This window comes from Corynebacterium tuberculostearicum, from assembly GCF_046097465.1.
Classification (GTDB): Bacteria; Actinomycetota; Actinomycetes; order Mycobacteriales; family Mycobacteriaceae; genus Corynebacterium; species Corynebacterium tuberculostearicum_I.
The window spans coordinates 2504136-2520194 of record NZ_CP175799.1 but is presented as its reverse complement, the minus strand read 5'-3'; the positions used below and the strand labels follow the sequence as shown (position 1 = coordinate 2520194).

Here is a 16059-nt window from a genome sequence, read left to right as displayed (position 1 = left end):
CGAAGGGGGCGGCCGAAGTAACAAAAGGAGTTACTTGGTGGCTGCAGCGAAACGCTCAGCAACGTCATCCCAGTTGAAGACGTTCCATACGGCCTTAACGTAGTCAGCCTTAACGTTCTTGTACTGCAGGTAGAAAGCGTGCTCCCACATATCCAGCATCAGCAGCGGGGTGAAGTTGATGGAGGTATTACCCTGCTGGTCAGTCAGCTGCTCGATGATGAGGCGGCCAGCAATGTGGTCGTAGCCCAGAACGGCCCAGCCGGAGCCCTGCAGGGAGGTAGCAGCAGCGGAGAAGTGAGCCTTGAACTTCTCAAAGGAGCCGAAGTCGCGGTTGATGGCCTCTGCCAGCTCGCCGGTTGGCTCGCCGCCACCGTTCGGGGACAGGTTCTTCCAGAAGATGGAGTGGTTGGTGTGGCCACCCAGGTTAAACGCCAAGTTCTTGGAGAGGGCACGGATGCGATCCGGGTTAGCCTCGCCGTTGCGCTCTGCCTCGAGTGCCTCGAGTGCAGCGTTAGCGCCAGCAACGTAGGTTGCGTGGTGCTTATCGTGGTGGAGCTCCATGATCTCTGCGGAGATGTGTGGCTCCAGTGCGTCGAATGCGTATGGGAGGTCAGGAAGTTCGTAAACAGCCATTTGTTAAATCCTTTCTTCGGGTACGTGTCCCGATGATAGGCACGGTTGAAAGATTTCGCCATGATTAATTCGAATCGTGGAACTAGCGCGAATATTAATTGGCCGCGGAATAGCTTTTCGCAGTACAACGTTGGGAAGAAGGAATAAGGAAGGAGCTATACCTTATGTGGATGTTTAAGCCGGAGCCCAAACTTGTTGCTGCAGATGAGGCTCTGCCGGGTCGACCGGAACCGATCTTGGACCCCGCCCCGCACGCAGTTCTAGGAACGCCGATTACCGGACCGTGGAAGGACGGGCAGCGCTCCATTCTCATTGCGTTGGGATGTTTCTGGGGTGCGGAGAAGATGTTTTGGGAGACCGAAGGCGTGGAATCCACCTCGGTGGGCTATGCAGGCGGTACCACCCCGAATCCCACGTACTACGAGGTGTGCCGTGGGTTAACCAAACACGCCGAGGCGGTGGAGGTGGTCTATGACCCGCAGCGCATCAGCCTGCGCGATCTTGTCGTACAGGCCCTAGAAGCGCACGATCCCACGCAGGGCTTCCGCCAGGGCAACGATGTGGGAACGCAATACCGCTCTGCTTTCTACCCACGCACGGAGGAAGAGCGCGCAGAAATCCAGGGCATCGTGGATTCCTATGCAGAGAAACTCAAGGAATTCGGATTCGGGGATACCACCACGGAGGTCAAACTCCTCTCCGAAACTGATTCTGGGGAGTACTACCTGGCTGAGGATGAGCATCAGCAGTACTTATATAAGGTGCCTAATGGGTACTGCCCGCACCACAGTACTGGGGTGAAATGCGACTAAGCGTCGCGCCGGATAAAGTGGGCAATCTTCTTGGCTAACTTCGGCGTGAGCGATTGGCGGGATTGTGATCCTAAGACCTCATCCCAATACCAGAGCATTTCTTCAAAATAGTTGTGTCCGTGCCCGCCAGGGACGTTGAGGGAATTGATCTGGTCCAAGCCAATTTGCCACCAGGTAATAAACGGAACCCAATGCAGCTGCCGGAAGGTATCCGCGTGCAGCGCTTCCGGCTGCGGTTCATGAATCCAGGTGGGCCTGCGCACGAGAAGGTTGAGATCCCACCACACGATGGCGTCGGAAGCATGCTGGGCAATGAGCATGCGGGGTCGGCGCCAGGTATGGGCGTAGTCATTGCCAAAGGCGTCGTGCAGCGTATGGTCAGGAGCCGCCGCGTAGCGCACATGCTTGCCACCGTCGATAACGGGCAGGCGTTCTAGGGAACCAATATCCCGGCGCAGGCGCTGAGTAAAGTGCGTCATGCGCGGGGGGCCGGAAAAAACTGCGCCATTGCACGCGGAAAGTAGGTCTTCCACATTATGGTAGTTATCCATAATGGCGTAGGCGCCAAGCGATTCACCTGCGAAGTAAAGCCGCGGGCGGTTTTCTTTAGGCAGCTTATCTATTTCTTCTTGTATGACCCGAATCAATTCGCGGGCTGCCTGCTTCGGTGCGTTCTTATCTACGAGGTAGGAAAAAACCGAAGGCAGGTAGGAGTACTGCATGGTGACGGTGACGCAATCACCGCCGGTCAAAAACTCATAAGAGCACGCACCCCAATTATTGATCCACCCCGAGCCGGCGGGCATTTGGATGACGATAGTCTCTCGCCGCAGGGCACCAGTGCGTTCGAGTTCGGCGCGGATCTTCTCCGCGGATTGCTGGAAGGAGCGCCCTGGAATGTATCCGGCGTAGATACGGATGGGTTCCTTTGCATCGATTCCCGTCGCTGTGCGGATATCGCGGGCGCGGGGGCCATTGGAGACAAACCGTCGTCCCTGCTGTCCCAACGCCGACCACGGCTCGAGCGACCACGGGCTGCCGGAGCGCTCCGGCTCCCACGGCATAGAGGTGCCGGGAAAAATCTGTTTATTAATTCGCTGCGCTTGGTGCGATAGTGAGCGCAGCCAGCGTCGAAAGACCACGCGATCAGAAAGTGCAAACGCCGTGAGGCTCAGACCTGCGGTAACCACCGGCCAAGCAATGAGTGCAGGCACCCAGCGGCCTAGCTGACGTGACAGTTTAGTGACGGCAAGCTGCGTGGCTTCCCCGATGAGTAGGAGAGTGCCGTAGCCCGCGGTGCCCGCGGCCAAGCCGATGGCCGCCGTGGCGGGCCCACGCACGAGTTGCTTATTGACCAACTCCGCCTGCTTTTTCTGGTTGCGCAGCGAAAGCACGGCATTAAATGCAGTCCCAGCGCCAATAGCAAGGTGCATAATTTGTCGATGTTGAGGGCCAAGGCGGTCCTGCGGGCGCTTGCCAATGCTATTGAGGACAAAGCTTGTCGACGCCGCCCCAAGATGCCCAATGCCCTGACCAATTGCCACGTTGGCGGCGGTCACCCACCACGGGCGGGGGAGTAAGGAGGGTGAAACAGCAGCCCACGTAGCTAATTCCGCACCCAAAATTCCAGCCGACATATTGGGCGGTAAGGTTTGCCGGCTGGTCATACGGATGATGGGCGTGAGATCCGCGGCTACGCCAAGAGCGATTAGTGCAGCGCGGCGGAGAGCGCGTTTCATAATGTCCGATTGTCCCAGATTTCGGTGGGAATTTCAGCGTGAGATTTAGCCCGTGCAAAAATCTCCACAAAGTTGCACAATGGAGTCATGGCAAATCATGTTGGAAACAAAGTAGTTCTCATCGGCGCCGGCGATGTGGGAGTCGCTTACGCTTTCGCTCTCATCAACCAAAGCATCGTTGACCACCTGGCAATCATCGACATCGATGAAAAGAAGCTAGAAGGCAACGTCATGGACCTCAACCACGGTGTTGTCTGGGCCCCTACCCGCACTCGCGTCACCAAGGGCACCTACGCCGATTGCGCAGACGCCGATATGGTCGTCATCTGCGCCGGTGCCGCACAAAAGCCGGGCGAGACCCGCCTGGACCTGGTAGGCAAGAACGTCAAGATCATGAACAGCATCGTCTCTGACGTCATGGCGAATGACTTTGATGGCATCTTCCTGGTTGCCTCCAACCCAGTGGATATCCTGACCTACGCCGTATGGAAGGCTTCCGGTCTGGACCACAAGCGCGTCATCGGCTCGGGCACCGTGCTGGACTCCGCTCGTTTCCGCTACATGCTGGGCGAGCTGGAAGATGTTGCACCGAAGTCCGTACACGCCTACATCGTGGGCGAGCACGGCGATTCCGAGCTGCCGGCCGTCTCCACTGCCAATATCGCCGGTGTCCCGTTGTCCAAGAAGCTGGACTCGGATCCGGAGTATGCAGAGCGCATTGAGAAGATCTTCGAAGAAACCCGCGATGCCGCCTACTCCATCATTGACGCTAAGGGCTCTACTTCCTTTGGCATCGGCATGGGCCTGGCCCGCATTACCGCCGCCGTTATCCAGAACCAGGACGTGGCACTGCCAGTATCTGCTTACCTGCAGGGCGAATACGGCGTAGAGGATCTCTACATCGGCACCGCTGCCATCATCAACCGTTCCGGCATCGTGCGCGCGATTGAGCTGCAGCTCAATGAGCACGAAAAGGAGCGTTTCGATGCTTCTGCTAAGACCCTGAATGACATCAAGGAAGAGTTCTTCGGCTAGTGAAGATTGTCGCTCATAGGGGATACTCCGGAAAATATCCGGAGCTATCCCCTCTAGCTTTTGAAAAAGCCCTAGATTTGCCAATTCACGGCGTCGAGTGCGATGTGCGCTTGACGCGCGATGGAAAAGTAGTGGTTCAGCACGATCCCACGTTGGACCGCACCGCGGGGCGCCCCGGCCGCATTTCCAAGATGGATTGGGAAGAATTGCGTGGCGTTGACATCGGTTCGGGCCAGCGCATGATGCTTCTCGACGAACTCTTGGAACTACTCGAGGGCACACCGCACCACCTTTATATCGAGACTAAGCACCCCTCCGGGCAGGGCGACATCCTGGAGGAGCAAACGGTGCTGCGCTTGCGTTATGCGGGGCTTTTTGACGACCCCCGGATCCACGTCATTTCCTTTTCCCACCACGCCATCCGCCGCATGCAGAATTTGGCGCCGCACATGGACCGGATTTATCTCCGCCGCGATTGGGAGCGCCACGTCAACCGTCCCGATGTAATGCTGTCCAAGCCCACCGCGCTCGGCGTATCGCTGCTGCGCGCGAAGCTGCAGCCGGAAATTATCGGCGCGCAGGGATTGCCTACCTACCTGTGGACCGTAGACAAGCCGGAGGACATGAAGTGGGCGTGGGCTAACGGGGTAGATATGCTCGCTACCAACCAACCCGAAGTGGCCCTACATGCCATTGAGCTCTAGTAAGCAGGTATCTTGGAGGCATGGCCAAGAAGAAAAAGAACAAGGAACAGCTGCCTGAGGGCATGTCCCGCCGCCAGGCAAAGCTCGCTGCCCGCGCCAAGGAGCGCGCCGCCCTGGAAAAGGATCCCCGCCCCTACGGCGGACTTGCTGCGGAGGCCTCCCTGGTCGCCATGCAGGAGTTCGTCCCCTCCGCTTTTGCCAAGCTTGAGGTCACAGGCTGCGATAAGAACGTGTATGTAGCCACCGTCCTGCCGGGTGCTTCTGCTGCGCTTATTCGGGACACCGAATTTGGCGGCGATGCCTTCGTGGGCCTGCAGGTGCAGTCCCACACCCACAACCCGGGCCGCGACCTCGCCTTTGCCCTTAACTGGGTGAAGAATAACGAGCCGGGCGCCACCCTGGAATCCACCGCGGCCGACGGCTCGGAGCCGAAGCTGGAGGAGCTTATCGACGCCTCCGCTACCCTCGACGTGCAGGTTCACCAGGACTTCGATTGGTGGATTCCGGAGGGAGCACAGGTCACCCCGCAGATTGCGCAGTCGCTACGCGCCGCAAATGATTCTGTCATTGAGTCTCACCAGGTAGGCGAGAACATCACTGGTGCGGCCTTCTGGGCAAATGCCGGTGGCGGCAAGGCCCACATTCGTTGGGTCCGCCCGAATGACGATGAATCCGCATTCCTGAACGCGCTGGCGCGCGTCGCCGCCCGCGGCGAGCTGAACTTGGGCGAGGGCACCAAGTTCGCCGGTGTTTTCCGCACCCACGGTCTCATCGCTCCGGTCTTCGACTTGGATCCAGAGGTTGACCACGCTTCTTATGAGGACCACCTCACCCGCGTGGACAAGGCCTTGGAGGAAGAAATCTCTAATGATGCTCAGCTGAGCGCCGATGAGCGCAAGCAGCTAGAAAACATTAAGTCCCGCCAGGTGACCCTGCGCTAAAGACAAGAATATGGCCCTTCCCCGGTAGAGGAAGGGCCATTTTTTGATCGCTATTTGAGGGAATCCCACAACCCAGCGGCTGCTTCATCGTCCCAGAGGACGACGTTTCCTACCTCGGTGTCTTGGAAACCGCCGATGGGGACGGTCTCGGTGTCTACACCGGAGCCCATGGCAAGTGCCACGCGGGCGAGGTGCCAAACGTGGTCGCCCTCGCCCACGATGAACGAGGAGGCGGTGTGGTTGACCAAGGAGAAGGCGCGGAATGGGTTGATCAGGGTGGCTGGGGAAGCAACCTTATCCAGCAATGCGGAGAAGAATTCGCGCTGGCGCTGCACGCGGTCGAGGTCACCCATAGCGGTGGCGCGGGTGCGCACGTACCCGAGGGCGTCGCGGCCCTTGAGCTTCTGGCAGCCGTCTTGGAGATCAATGCCGGCCAGAGGGTCATTGATGGGTTCCTTCACGCATACGTCTACGCCGCCGACGGAGTCGACCACATTGGCTAGGCCACCCATGCCGATCTCGGCATAGTGGTCGATGCGCAGACCGGTCGTGCCCTCGACGGTCTGGGCAAGGAGCTGCGGTCCACCGTAGGTAAAGGCAGCATTGATCTTGTCCATGCCAAAACCGGGGACTTCCACGTAGCTATCGCGTGGGATGGAAACGAGCTTGGCCTTGCCGGTGCGTGGGATGTGCAGCAGCATGATGGTATCGGTGCGGCCCTCGCCCACATCACCACCGGTGCCCAGTTCAGCCTGCTGTTCCTCGCTGAGGCCTTGGCGGGAATCGGAACCCACGAGCAACCAATTGGTGCCGGCGGTATTAGAGACTTGTTCTTCTGGTAGTGCCTCCACGCGGGTGAGGCGGGCATCGGCCCAGAACATGAAGACGAGGTTGAATACCAGCAGGACGACGAGCGCCAAGCCAACGCACCCGAGGGCGCGCTTGGCCGGATTGACCTTCTTGCGGCGGCTATGTGGGCGCTGGCGGGGCGCCGGGCGCGGCGCGGTGCGACGAGGCGGGCGCTGCTGCGCGCGATACTGGCTGGGGTAGCGGCCCGGCGTTGGCGGCGGAGTGCGCCGCGGGGGCTGTTGCTGCTGTTCTGGTTGCGGAGCGCGGAATGTTTGTTGCTCCGGTTCCACCCGCCGCGGCGCCGGGCGGGCGGAGGAACGGCGTCGAATGGGGCGGCCGTATCGATCCTTGAGGGGACGTCCATCGGCCCCAAGGACGAATTCAGTGGGGGAGTCGTCGCCGGCGCGGCGGGCCTCCCTATGCGGATCTCGTCCTGATTCAGTCATGCGCTATACCTTACAAGGAGCAGGGAGCAACGCCTGCTTCGCGACGTCCCCTTAAGGGCATTTTCACAGGAAGGAATAACCCACGAAAGCGACGGCGTCGATAAGAAAATGCGCTATGACCAACGGCCATACCCGCCCCGTGCGGTGGTAGTAATAGCCGTAGATTAACCCCATGATGATATTGCCACATCCAGCGGAAATACCCTGGTAGAGGTGATAAGAACCGCGGAGAATGGAGCTTGCGGCCAGCGTGGCTGGCAGCGACCAGCGGGCCTGGCGCAAGCGCGTCATCAGCCACATCACCACCACGGTTTCCTCCGCGAAGGCGTTGGCAGCGGCCTTGAGGAGGGAAACGGGGATTTCCACCCAGGCATTGGCGAAGTCGCCGGGAATGACCTCCTTGCTCCACCCAAAATGCACCGCCGCGAAATACAGAGCGAGTCCCGGGATGCCAATGAGGGCGGCAAGCCCTGCGCCTTCGAGCCAGTCGCGGGCGCGGTAGGCCCGGGGCACTATGTGCTCCTTGGCCAGCAGGAAAAGCGCTAAGGCTCCATAGGAAAAGAGCACGGCGGCCGAGCACAGCTGCAGGCCCATATCCACCCAAGCAAGGGAGGACTGGCTGGAATTGAGCGTGACCGATTGCTCGTCGAGCCGCTGCGGTGCGGCCAGGGAATTGATGAGGTTCAACACCGCCCGCACCCCGGAAATGCCAAAGGTGAGGGTGAGGACGATGAGCAGCTCGGCGCGTAGGGACTTGGTCATGGGTGGAGGATGTGGGCGAGGCCGAGGAGGGCGGCGTCGGAAAGCGTAATGCCTCCCAGGTGTACGCCCACCGGCGGGTGATTGGGTACGGCCCACGGTACGGAAATGGCTGGCAGACGGGCCATGTTGAACAGGGAACCCCACGGCGACCACCGGGTCTGGGCTGCGAAATTCTCCGCATGGGGCAGGGACAGGAAGTGGCCGGTGCGCGGCGGATCCGCGGTGAGCATCGGCGTAAGGATGGCATCAACGCCCCATTCCTGGGCCAGCAAGCTGGGGAGCTGCCGGATATGCGCCCGCGCCGCGGCCAGCTCAGCGGAGCTAACGCGCCGGCCCTGCTGAGCAATCCACTCGGCGTAGCCTGCCGCCGGGTTGAGCCCCGCCAAGCGGGAGGTAAAGGTCGTGCGGAAATGCGCAAAGGTGGCCCGGGCCTGCGGATACGGGGAAATGGGCACCACGGTGAAGCCGGCTGCCTGTAGGCGTTGGGCGGCCTCGCGGGCGGCGCGCAGGTGGTGGGCATCGACGCTGGCATCGCAAAACAGCGGCTCTACCAGCAGGCCGATGCGGACGCGCGGGGTGATCATGCGGTGGCCATGCAGAAAGGCATTATCGGCCACGGTCCGGGTGATAAAGCCCTGCACACCCAATTCTTTTCCTGCTGGCTTAAAGCCCACCACGCCGCAGGCTGCGGCCGGCACTCGGATGGAACCGCCACCATCGCTGGCGTGTGCCGCGCGCAGCAACCCCCGCGCGACCTGTACCGCCGCACCGCCCGAGGAACCACCCGGTGTGCAGCCGGGATAAAGGGGATTATCGGGATGGGGCAGGCCCACCGGTTCCGTATCCACGCGCAGGCCCAACTCCGGCGTGGAGGACTTACCGATGATGCGCGCACCTTGCTTCTCCAAGGCCTCGATGAAGGCATCGCTGTGCTCGGGGTAGTAGGTGCGATCTATATTTCCCAAGGTCGTGGGCATGCCGCGGACATCGCAGAGATCCTTGGCGGAGAGGACCCAGCCGCTCAGCCGGCCGCGGCCGGAGGGCTCGCGGTCCACATCCAGGTAGGTGAAACCGTGCTCCTCGGGGGTAAGGCCGTGCAGATCCGCGCGGAGTTGTTCTACGGAAAAGTCCATGGGGCACCAGTCTAGTGGGCTAAGGTGACGTGCATGACTACCACCATCGCCTTCCTGGGGCCGGCCGGAACCTTTACGGAAGCGGCCGTGCATAAGTTTGCCGCGCACCTGCCGCAGGTAGAGACCATGCCGGTTGGCTCGCCTTCGGAGGCCGTGGCCGCCGTGCGCGCCGGGCAAGCCGAGTACGCCTGCGTAGCCATTGAAAATTCCGTCGACGGCGCGGTCACCACTACCTTTGATGCGCTCGTTGAAGCCGAACCGGTACAGATTTACCGCGAGGTGGATATCCCCGTGGCCTTTAGCGTCATGATCCGGCAAGGCGCGGGCGACATTGCGCGGCTGAGCACCCACCCGGTGGCGTTCCAGCAAATCCGCGGCTGGGTAAAAGACAATCTGCCGAAGGTAGAGTTCGTGCCGGCCAGCTCCAATGCCGCTGCGGCCGAGGCTGTAGCCCGTGGGGAAGCGGATGCGGCCGCAGCGCCGGCGCGGGCCGCCGAGATCTTTGGGCTGGAGACCATCGCCCAAGGCGTGGCAGATGTCGAGGGCGCCGCAACGCGCTTTGTCCTGGTGGGGCGTCCGGGAAAACCCACTGCAAGGACTGGCCAGGACCGCACCAGCGTCATCTTCACCCTGCCAAATGAACCGGGCAGCCTGGTGGGGGCGTTGCAGGACTTTGCGCACCGCGGGGTGGACCTGTCCCGGATTGAGTCGCGCCCCACGCGGGAGGCCTTTGGCACGTACCGCTTCTACGTGGACCTTATCGGGCACATTGACGATCAGCCGGTGGCGGAGGCGCTGCGGGCCTTGTGGTTGCGGGCAGAGGACCTGCTTTTCCTCGGCTCCTGGCCGGCGGCAACCCCTGCGGGCAAGCCACCGCGCGATCTGGCAGCGGCGGATGATTGGGTAGCGCGGGCGCGCAGGGGCCAATAATCTAGAAGCATGCCCGGAAGAATTATCCTGCTGCGTCACGGCCAGACCTATTCCAATATTTCTCGCTTCCTCGATACCCGCCCGCCCGGGGCAGAGCTTACCGAGCGCGGGCGCGACCAAGCCACGGAGGTAGGCCGAGAGCTAGCGCAGTTGGTGGGCGAGCGCGAGGTGGAATTTAAATGCTCCATTGCCCTGCGCGCTCAGCAGACCGCGATGCTGGCGGCACGCGCCTTTGAGCAGGAGCGCGGTATGCCGGAATTTTCTCAGCGCGTTGATGTAATCTCCGGCGTGCACGAAATTTTCGCCGGTGACTGGGAGATGGACGGTAGCGAAGATGCCCATCGGTCGCACATGGTGGCTATGCGTGGCTGGTGCGATGGCGAGCGCGGCGCCGGGATGGAAGGCGGCGAGACCTTGGATGATGTGCTGGCGCGCTACCAGCCCGTGCTGGAGGGCATTGCGGAGCAGCTTGCCGACGACCACGATGTCATCCTTGTCAGCCACGGCGCCGCTATCCGCGTGGTCACCAAGCACGCCACGGGTGTTGACGCCGACTTTGCCTATACCGGCTACCTGGCCAATTGCCGCTTTATGGTGATGGAACCGCGCGGCAAGGACTTCGGTGAGTGGACGTTAACCCGGTGGGCGGATACGGAGCTCTAGCCCCAGCCCAAGCGGTGCAGCTCCTCTTCTTCGAGGCCAAAGTAATGGCCGAGTTCGTGGAATACGGTGACCTTAACCTGCTCTGCTAATTCTTCCTCGCTGCCGGACCAGCGCTGCAGCGTGTTCCGGTAAATGAAGATCGCATCGGGCAGGAAACCGGTGTGATCGAAGGTGCGGCGCGGCAGTGCGACGCCCTCGTAGAGCCCTAGCAACATAGGGTTATCGGGATTTTCATCTTCGACCAAAATGACGAGGTTGCGCATGCGGCGCACGAATTCCTCGGGGACTTGATCCAGCGCCTCGTTGACCATCTCATCGAAGCGCTCTTCTGATACCTCGACCATTAGGGCGCTGGGGCCGGGGCGGGGGCGGCAGACTCGGGTGCCGGGCTCTTGTCCTTGTCCTCACGCAGTGGATTGCGCTCGGGGCGTTCCTCCGGCGGTTGGCCGTCGATAGTCAGCGCCTGGCGTCCACCGGTAGCGGAACCGGTGATGGCAGAGAAACCGCCGCCTTTGCGGGCATGCACAAGGGAGCAATTGACGGACTTGGTGCCGCCGTTCCACGAGGCCTCGGTGATAGAGCCCCAGAATGGTTGCAACGTGGACTGGTAGAGCTGCTCCTCGCCGCCAAGGTAGTCCTCGGTGGCAGCGGTACACGTATCGGATAGGAACTTGTCCATATCCTTGCCGTCCGGGTAGCCGTCAGGGAACTGCTTGCCCACATCGATGACGGAAACGGTCTCCATCTGGTGGGGCTTGGCGCAGTCAACGACGTGCGGAACCTGCTTGTCATCGATGGCCAAGCACTCGCCCGGCTTGGCGAGGTTTGCCTGCTCGGAGGCCTCGACGTTGCCGGTAGTAAGCTGCGGTACGCCGTGATCATCGGTGGTTTGCAGGCCGCACAGCAAGGTGCGGTCGCCGCGATCCCAGGCGGACTGCGGCGGCAGAATGGACGCCACATCGTACTTACCATTCGGATCCCACTTACCGTGCAGGTAGCCCACAGTGGCGGATTCGCACAGCTCATCGCGCAATTGGTGTTGGCGGGTAAGCGCTGGGCGGTTGGCATCAGGGCCGAATTCGCTGGTGGGGTAGACGCTCAGGTCTTCGGTCTTGGAAACCTCGAAGCGGTGCTGTTCAGAGCACGGTACTTCCTTGAACCCAGTGGCGGAGCCATCCTGGGCGATGTCCCACGTCAAGCAAGCGCCGGCGGCCGCAGCGGTGAAGGGCTCCGGTTTAGGAGCGGCGGTTTCTGAAGTATCCCCGCTATTGTGCTGCTGGGCAGCGGTAGTGTCTTCGCCGCCCGATTTGTGGGAGCTGATAACGCCATAGATGCCCATAAAAACGGCCGCCGCGATTGCCGCAATCAAGACAATCTGGACGGCCACAGCGGAACGCCACGCAGGTGATTTCTTCATAAGGCCTTTAATCTTACCTTTTAAGCAGGGTGCTGGCTAGATACTGTTCTCCCTAGCCACCCGGGTAGTCAGCCGGTAGCGGTCGGTGCGGTAGACGGAGGAACACCACTCCACCGGCCTATCGCCCGAGCGGGAGTAGCGCACGATGTGTAGCAGTGGGGTGCCCACGGGGACGTCGAGAAGCGGAGCAGTGTCCGCATCGGCTGAAATCGCCGAGACCGTTTGATCCGCATCGGTGATGGGGACGTTAAAGACGGAGTCGAGGATGGCGTAGACCGAATTGTAGGTGTCATTTTCTAGCAGGCTGGGCGCATACGTGGAGTTATACCAGCCGTCATCAATGGAGTAGGGCTCGCCATCGCCCAAGCGCAGGCGGCGCAGGTGAATATGTTCGGTTTGGGCAGGAGTATCAAAAAAGAGGGCGGCATCCTCCGGGGCGCTGCTGCGTCCGCTGGTAAGGATTTTGGAGGAGGCAGTGACGTCTTGTGCGCCCATCTCATCCGAGAATGAGGCTAGGTGGAGCCGGGAGACAAGGGGATTGGGCGCTACGAAGGTGCCCTTTCCGCGGACGCGCCGCAGTTTTCCGGCCGCGACAAGATCCCCGATGGCGCGGCGTACCGTGATCCGTGACACGCCATAGGTTTCTTCAAGAAGCCTCTCGCCGGGCAGGATATCGCCGGGTTTGAGGGTCGTGCGGCACAATTCTTCGAGGATATCGTGCAATTGGGTGTGTTTTGGAACGGGACCGTCCGTAATTGTGCGGGCGGGGAGCTGAACGGCGGACATAAAGCCATCATAATTCGCTGGTTATTACCACCGCAAGAGGTTGCCAATACGCTAAACTTACATTCGTGATTGATCTCAAGCTACTCCGCGAAAACCCCGACGTTGTCCGTGCTTCCCAGGTGAACCGAGGTGAGGATCCCTCCCTTGTAGACCAGCTCTTGGAAGCTGATGAGCAGCGCCGCGCTGCTATCCAAAAGGCCGACGAACTGCGCTCTGAGCAGAAGGCTTTTGGCAAGAAGATTGGCCAAGCCTCCCCAGAGGAGCGTCCGGCACTGCTGGAGGGCTCTAATGAGCTGAAGGCCAAGGTCAAGGAGGCGGAAGAGGCACAATCTGCCGCTGAGGCCAAGGTGGAAGAGCTGCAGTACAAGCTCGATAACGTGGTCGAAGGTGCCCCGGCCGGCGGCGAAGATGACTTCGTAGTGATTGAAGAAGTAGGCCAGATTCCTGAGTTCGACTTCGAGCCAAAGGATCACCTTGAGTTGGGCGAGTCCCTCGGTCTCATTGACGTCAAGCGCGGCGCTAAGGTAGGCGGCGCTCGTTTCTACTACCTCACTGGCGATGGTGCCTTCCTACAGCTGGGAATGCTGATGCTCGCGGCGCAGAAGGCGCGCGAAGCCGGTTTCAAGCTGATGATCCCGCCAGTTCTGGTTCGCCCAGACATTATGTCCGGCACCGGTTTCTTGGGCCAGCACTCCGATGAAGTTTATTACCTACCGGCCGATGATATGTACCTGGTAGGTACCTCTGAGGTGGCCCTTGCCGGTTACCACAAGGATGAGATCATCGACCTCTCCAATGGCCCGCTGCAGTACGCCGGCTGGTCCTCCTGCTTCCGCCGTGAGGCTGGCTCCCACGGTAAGGACACTCGCGGCATCCTGCGCGTCCACCAATTCGACAAGCTGGAGATGTTTGTCTACTGCAAGCCGGAGGACGCGGAAGAAATGCACCAGCGCCTTCTGTCCATGGAAAAGGACATGCTTGCAGCCATGGAGCTGCCCTACCGCACCATCGATATTGCCGGTGGCGACCTCGGTTCTTCGGCGGCCCGCAAGTTCGACAATGAGGCTTGGGTTCCTACCCAAGACACCTACCGTGAGCTGACCTCCACCTCGAACTGCACCACCTTCCAGGCACGCCGCCTGTCCACCCGCTACCGCGACGAGAACGGCAAGACCCAGACCGCAGCTACCCTGAACGGCACGCTGGCGACTACCCGCTGGCTCGTTGCCATTCTGGAAAACCACCAGCAGGCCGACGGCTCCGTCGTTGTCCCTGAGGCCCTGCGCCCGTTCGTGGGCAAGGATGTCCTGACCCCGCAGTAAGTCCGCCGTCGTCCTGGAGAGTTATGAACGCTGCGACGAATTTCCTGTACCGCCAGATCACCCACATTGGCAGGGGGGTGACTCTGGCACAGGGATTAAAAATGCGCCTTTCGGGGGAGGAAAATATCCCCGATAAGGGCGGCGCGGTGTTGGTTTGTAACCACACCGGCTACATGGATTTCCTTTTCGGCGCCTTTTTGGCGTATCGCAAGAAGCGTCTCGTACGCTTCCTGGCTAAAGCTGGAATCTTTAAAGCCCCGGTGGCAGGTCCGTTGTTGAGGGCCATGCATCACGTGCCAGTTGATCGTATCGATGGCAGCGCCTCCTTCCGCCAAGCGGTACAGCTGGCCAAGGACGGCGAACTCGTGGGCGTGTTTTCTGAAGGCACAATTTCTCGCAGCTTTGAAATCCGCAGCATGAAAAGTGGCGCCTCCCGCATTGCCTATGAGGCGGGGGTGCCGGTAATCCCACAGGTCATTTTTGGTTCGCAGCGCCTGTGGACCAAGGGGCACAAAAAGAACCTGGGACGGACCAAGACCCCTGTCTTTATTACCGCCCTCGAACCGTACTATCCCACCGGCGATGCGGAGGCTGATACCGCGGAGATTCGACGCCGTATGCAAGAGGCGTTGGAAGGACTATGGGAGCAGTACGAAGCCGAATTTGGACCCATGCCTGCCGGTGAATACTGGGTGCCCGCCCGTAAAGGTGGAGGGGCTCCTACCCTTGAAGAGGCAGAAGCTCGCGATGCCGAAGTAGAAACCGAACGTCACCGCGTGCGCCGACTGCGCGACGATCTGATGGGCCTCAAAGAACGCGTCTCCGTTACTACGGTTGACTTGGTGCGCAACCACATGGCCGCCGCTAAGGGAACGGACGGGGAGGAGCCAAAGAATAAGGCGCGTACCGCCCCTGAGACCTTGGAGTGGATCAAGAACAACCTCAACGCCGTGGTTGAAGAGGCAACCCGCGGCTTGGATGAAGGTCGCGATAAGGTCGCGGATGTCATGGCGCAGCTGAAGTCGGATGTGGCGCAAACCCAAGCGTCCATCACGGCCAGCAGTAAGGAGATATGGGCCGGTTCCGTAGCAGAGCAGGGCCTGTTGGCGGCAGCTACCCAATCCCGGCTTATCGTCTCGCGCTTGCCGCACCGCATGAAGGCACAATTTTCTTCCATCCCCCGCGTAGTAGTGGCGCACAGCAGCGCGCTGAATTGGGAAGATGGCGCGCTGACTCCGCGATTGCACAAGGCTTTGGCGGAGATCTACCCGGCGGCCGAAGTCCTGATCGTGATATCACCCGCCGGTGAGGTGGATGTTCCGCAAGCCGTGTGGAGCGTTGTCATTGATGAGGATGCTGTGCAGCCGCGTCTCGATACCGGCGCCCTGTCCGTCACCGCCGCCACCGCGGCACAAGGCGTGGAGCGCATTCTCGAGGATCTGCAGGATGGGCCGGAAGAGGCTCTGGTCTTTGCTAATGAGCCGGGGGATGAGGATTTCCTTGGCTGGATGCCGGTGGTGGCTTTGGAAACTGCCCCTATTGAGGTGGTCAAGGGCGCCCAAGCAGTCACATATTCTGCGGAGAAAGCCGGAATGTCCGAAGTGCTTGAAGTGATGGCGCGGTTAGCGCAGAAATAGCGCGGGCTTTGCGTCTGCTTTGCACCCCCGCGAGGGGGTGCTTTTTCTTTTCGGGTGGCTAAGTATTTTAGGGAAAGTTACTGCTTATGGGCCTGAAACCTACGTGTGAGTAACCGCCTGTGTAACTGACGTCCGTGACTCCTATCATAGGTTTAAGGAGATAAAGTCTCTGCAGCCGCGGTGTGAATCTTTCCACCGAAACCACAATTTAACTGCTTTTAGCTGTGCTTTTGCCATCTCATTCATGGAT

General features: G+C 60.5%; 16 protein-coding genes. 8 read left to right on the top strand and 8 right to left on the bottom strand.

Annotated features, from left to right (window positions below; genetic code table 11):
- Positions 1-30 precede the first annotated feature (30 nt).
- Positions 31-633: a superoxide dismutase gene (locus tag ACKFRX_RS11765; RefSeq protein WP_408921755.1), complete on the bottom strand. Its 603-nt coding sequence runs from the start codon at positions 631-633 to the stop codon at positions 31-33.
- A gap of 164 nt (positions 634-797) precedes the next feature.
- On the opposite strand from ACKFRX_RS11765, the gene msrA reads away from it, so the two are divergent.
- A complete protein-coding gene (gene msrA, locus ACKFRX_RS11760) occupies positions 798-1445 on the top strand; it encodes a peptide-methionine (S)-S-oxide reductase MsrA (protein WP_408927939.1) in 648 nt (215 codons plus the stop codon).
- Here the strand turns inward: msrA and ACKFRX_RS11755 are convergent.
- Positions 1442-3184: an alpha/beta-hydrolase family protein gene (locus tag ACKFRX_RS11755; RefSeq protein WP_408927938.1), complete on the bottom strand. Its 1743-nt coding sequence runs from the start codon at positions 3182-3184 to the stop codon at positions 1442-1444. The genes msrA and ACKFRX_RS11755 overlap by 4 nt on opposite strands.
- An 87-nt stretch (positions 3185-3271) precedes the next feature.
- On the opposite strand from ACKFRX_RS11755, the gene ACKFRX_RS11750 reads away from it, so the two are divergent.
- The 3 genes from ACKFRX_RS11750 to ACKFRX_RS11740 are packed head-to-tail and all read left to right on the top strand — an operon-like array spanning position 3272 to position 5864.
- Positions 3272-4219: an L-lactate dehydrogenase gene (locus tag ACKFRX_RS11750; protein WP_299140379.1), complete on the top strand. Its 948-nt coding sequence runs from the start codon at positions 3272-3274 to the stop codon at positions 4217-4219.
- Entirely contained in the window at positions 4219-4923 is a 705-nt protein-coding gene (locus ACKFRX_RS11745; protein WP_408927937.1) for a glycerophosphodiester phosphodiesterase family protein, read from the top strand. The genes ACKFRX_RS11750 and ACKFRX_RS11745 overlap by 1 nt, the downstream gene beginning before the upstream one ends.
- A 20-nt stretch (positions 4924-4943) precedes the next feature.
- Positions 4944-5864 (top strand): DUF5926 family protein, encoded by a 921-nt coding sequence (locus tag ACKFRX_RS11740; protein ID WP_408927936.1) that lies wholly within the window; start codon positions 4944-4946, stop codon positions 5862-5864.
- Between the two features lie 50 nt (positions 5865-5914).
- Here the strand turns inward: ACKFRX_RS11740 and ACKFRX_RS11735 are convergent, their stop codons facing one another.
- From ACKFRX_RS11735 to ACKFRX_RS11725, 3 genes are all read right to left on the bottom strand, one after another.
- A complete protein-coding gene (locus ACKFRX_RS11735; RefSeq protein WP_408927935.1) occupies positions 5915-7159 on the bottom strand; it encodes an LCP family protein in 1245 nt (414 codons plus the stop codon).
- Between the two features lie 63 nt (positions 7160-7222).
- Positions 7223-7921 carry a CPBP family intramembrane glutamic endopeptidase gene (locus ACKFRX_RS11730; protein ID WP_408927934.1) on the bottom strand — a complete coding sequence of 233 codons (699 nt, stop codon included), beginning with the start codon at positions 7919-7921 and terminating at the stop codon, positions 7223-7225.
- Positions 7918-9054: an amidase gene (locus tag ACKFRX_RS11725; RefSeq protein ID WP_408927933.1), complete on the bottom strand. Its 1137-nt coding sequence runs from the start codon at positions 9052-9054 to the stop codon at positions 7918-7920. Before ACKFRX_RS11725 ends, ACKFRX_RS11730 begins: the two co-directional genes overlap by 4 nt.
- Positions 9055-9087: 33 nt before the next feature.
- On the opposite strand from ACKFRX_RS11725, the gene pheA reads away from it, so the two are divergent.
- Together pheA and ACKFRX_RS11715 are read left to right on the top strand one after the other, a co-directional pair.
- A complete protein-coding gene (pheA, locus tag ACKFRX_RS11720) occupies positions 9088-9984 on the top strand; it encodes a prephenate dehydratase (RefSeq protein WP_408927932.1) in 897 nt (298 codons plus the stop codon).
- Positions 9985-9993: 9 nt separating this feature from the next.
- Positions 9994-10647, top strand: a complete 654-nt coding sequence (locus tag ACKFRX_RS11715; protein WP_408923179.1) for a histidine phosphatase family protein — start codon at positions 9994-9996, stop codon at positions 10645-10647.
- Here the strand turns inward: ACKFRX_RS11715 and ACKFRX_RS11710 are convergent.
- From ACKFRX_RS11710 to ACKFRX_RS11700, 3 genes are read right to left on the bottom strand one after another with little or no spacing between them, the layout of a single operon-like run.
- Positions 10644-10991 carry a metallopeptidase family protein gene (locus ACKFRX_RS11710; protein WP_005325385.1) on the bottom strand — a complete coding sequence of 116 codons (348 nt, stop codon included), beginning with the start codon at positions 10989-10991 and terminating at the stop codon, positions 10644-10646. The two genes, ACKFRX_RS11715 and ACKFRX_RS11710, sit on opposite strands and share 4 nt — an antisense overlap.
- Positions 10991-12064, bottom strand: coding sequence for a septum formation family protein (locus ACKFRX_RS11705; protein ID WP_005327041.1), 1074 nt, complete (start codon positions 12062-12064; stop codon positions 10991-10993). Before ACKFRX_RS11705 ends, ACKFRX_RS11710 begins: the two co-directional genes overlap by 1 nt.
- A gap of 36 nt (positions 12065-12100) precedes the next feature.
- Positions 12101-12850 (bottom strand): GntR family transcriptional regulator, encoded by a 750-nt coding sequence (locus tag ACKFRX_RS11700; protein ID WP_005325388.1) that lies wholly within the window; start codon positions 12848-12850, stop codon positions 12101-12103.
- A gap of 65 nt (positions 12851-12915) precedes the next feature.
- On the opposite strand from ACKFRX_RS11700, the gene serS reads away from it, so the two are divergent.
- Together serS and ACKFRX_RS11690 are read left to right on the top strand one after the other, a co-directional pair.
- Positions 12916-14172: a serine--tRNA ligase gene (gene serS, locus ACKFRX_RS11695; RefSeq protein ID WP_408927931.1), complete on the top strand. Its 1257-nt coding sequence runs from the start codon at positions 12916-12918 to the stop codon at positions 14170-14172.
- Between the two features lie 23 nt (positions 14173-14195).
- The gene (locus tag ACKFRX_RS11690; RefSeq protein ID WP_408927930.1) at positions 14196-15809 is read left to right on the top strand and encodes a lysophospholipid acyltransferase family protein; all 1614 of its coding nucleotides are present in this window, start codon (positions 14196-14198) and stop codon (positions 15807-15809) included.
- Positions 15810-16059 lie beyond the last annotated feature (250 nt).

What these genes read in the sequence shown, in the direction of transcription:
- ACKFRX_RS11710 (WP_005325385.1), bottom strand. Translation starts at nt 10,991, where the DNA reads ATGGTCGAGGTATCAGAAGAGCGCTTCGATGAGATGGTCAACGAGGCG.
- ACKFRX_RS11690 (WP_408927930.1), top strand. Translation starts at nt 14,196, where the DNA reads ATGAACGCTGCGACGAATTTCCTGTACCGCCAGATCACCCACATTGGC.
- ACKFRX_RS11705 (WP_005327041.1), bottom strand. Translation starts at nt 12,064, where the DNA reads ATGAAGAAATCACCTGCGTGGCGTTCCGCTGTGGCCGTCCAGATTGTC.
- ACKFRX_RS11750 (WP_299140379.1), top strand. Translation starts at nt 3,272, where the DNA reads ATGGCAAATCATGTTGGAAACAAAGTAGTTCTCATCGGCGCCGGCGAT.
- ACKFRX_RS11715 (WP_408923179.1), top strand. Translation starts at nt 9,994, where the DNA reads ATGCCCGGAAGAATTATCCTGCTGCGTCACGGCCAGACCTATTCCAAT.
- ACKFRX_RS11725 (WP_408927933.1), bottom strand. Translation starts at nt 9,054, where the DNA reads ATGGACTTTTCCGTAGAACAACTCCGCGCGGATCTGCACGGCCTTACC.
- msrA (WP_408927939.1), top strand. Translation starts at nt 798, where the DNA reads ATGTGGATGTTTAAGCCGGAGCCCAAACTTGTTGCTGCAGATGAGGCT.
- ACKFRX_RS11730 (WP_408927934.1), bottom strand. Translation starts at nt 7,921, where the DNA reads ATGACCAAGTCCCTACGCGCCGAGCTGCTCATCGTCCTCACCCTCACC.
- ACKFRX_RS11755 (WP_408927938.1), bottom strand. Translation starts at nt 3,184, where the DNA reads ATGAAACGCGCTCTCCGCCGCGCTGCACTAATCGCTCTTGGCGTAGCC.
- ACKFRX_RS11740 (WP_408927936.1), top strand. Translation starts at nt 4,944, where the DNA reads ATGGCCAAGAAGAAAAAGAACAAGGAACAGCTGCCTGAGGGCATGTCC.
- ACKFRX_RS11765 (WP_408921755.1), bottom strand. Translation starts at nt 633, where the DNA reads ATGGCTGTTTACGAACTTCCTGACCTCCCATACGCATTCGACGCACTG.
- pheA (WP_408927932.1), top strand. Translation starts at nt 9,088, where the DNA reads ATGACTACCACCATCGCCTTCCTGGGGCCGGCCGGAACCTTTACGGAA.
- ACKFRX_RS11700 (WP_005325388.1), bottom strand. Translation starts at nt 12,850, where the DNA reads ATGTCCGCCGTTCAGCTCCCCGCCCGCACAATTACGGACGGTCCCGTT.
- ACKFRX_RS11735 (WP_408927935.1), bottom strand. Translation starts at nt 7,159, where the DNA reads ATGACTGAATCAGGACGAGATCCGCATAGGGAGGCCCGCCGCGCCGGC.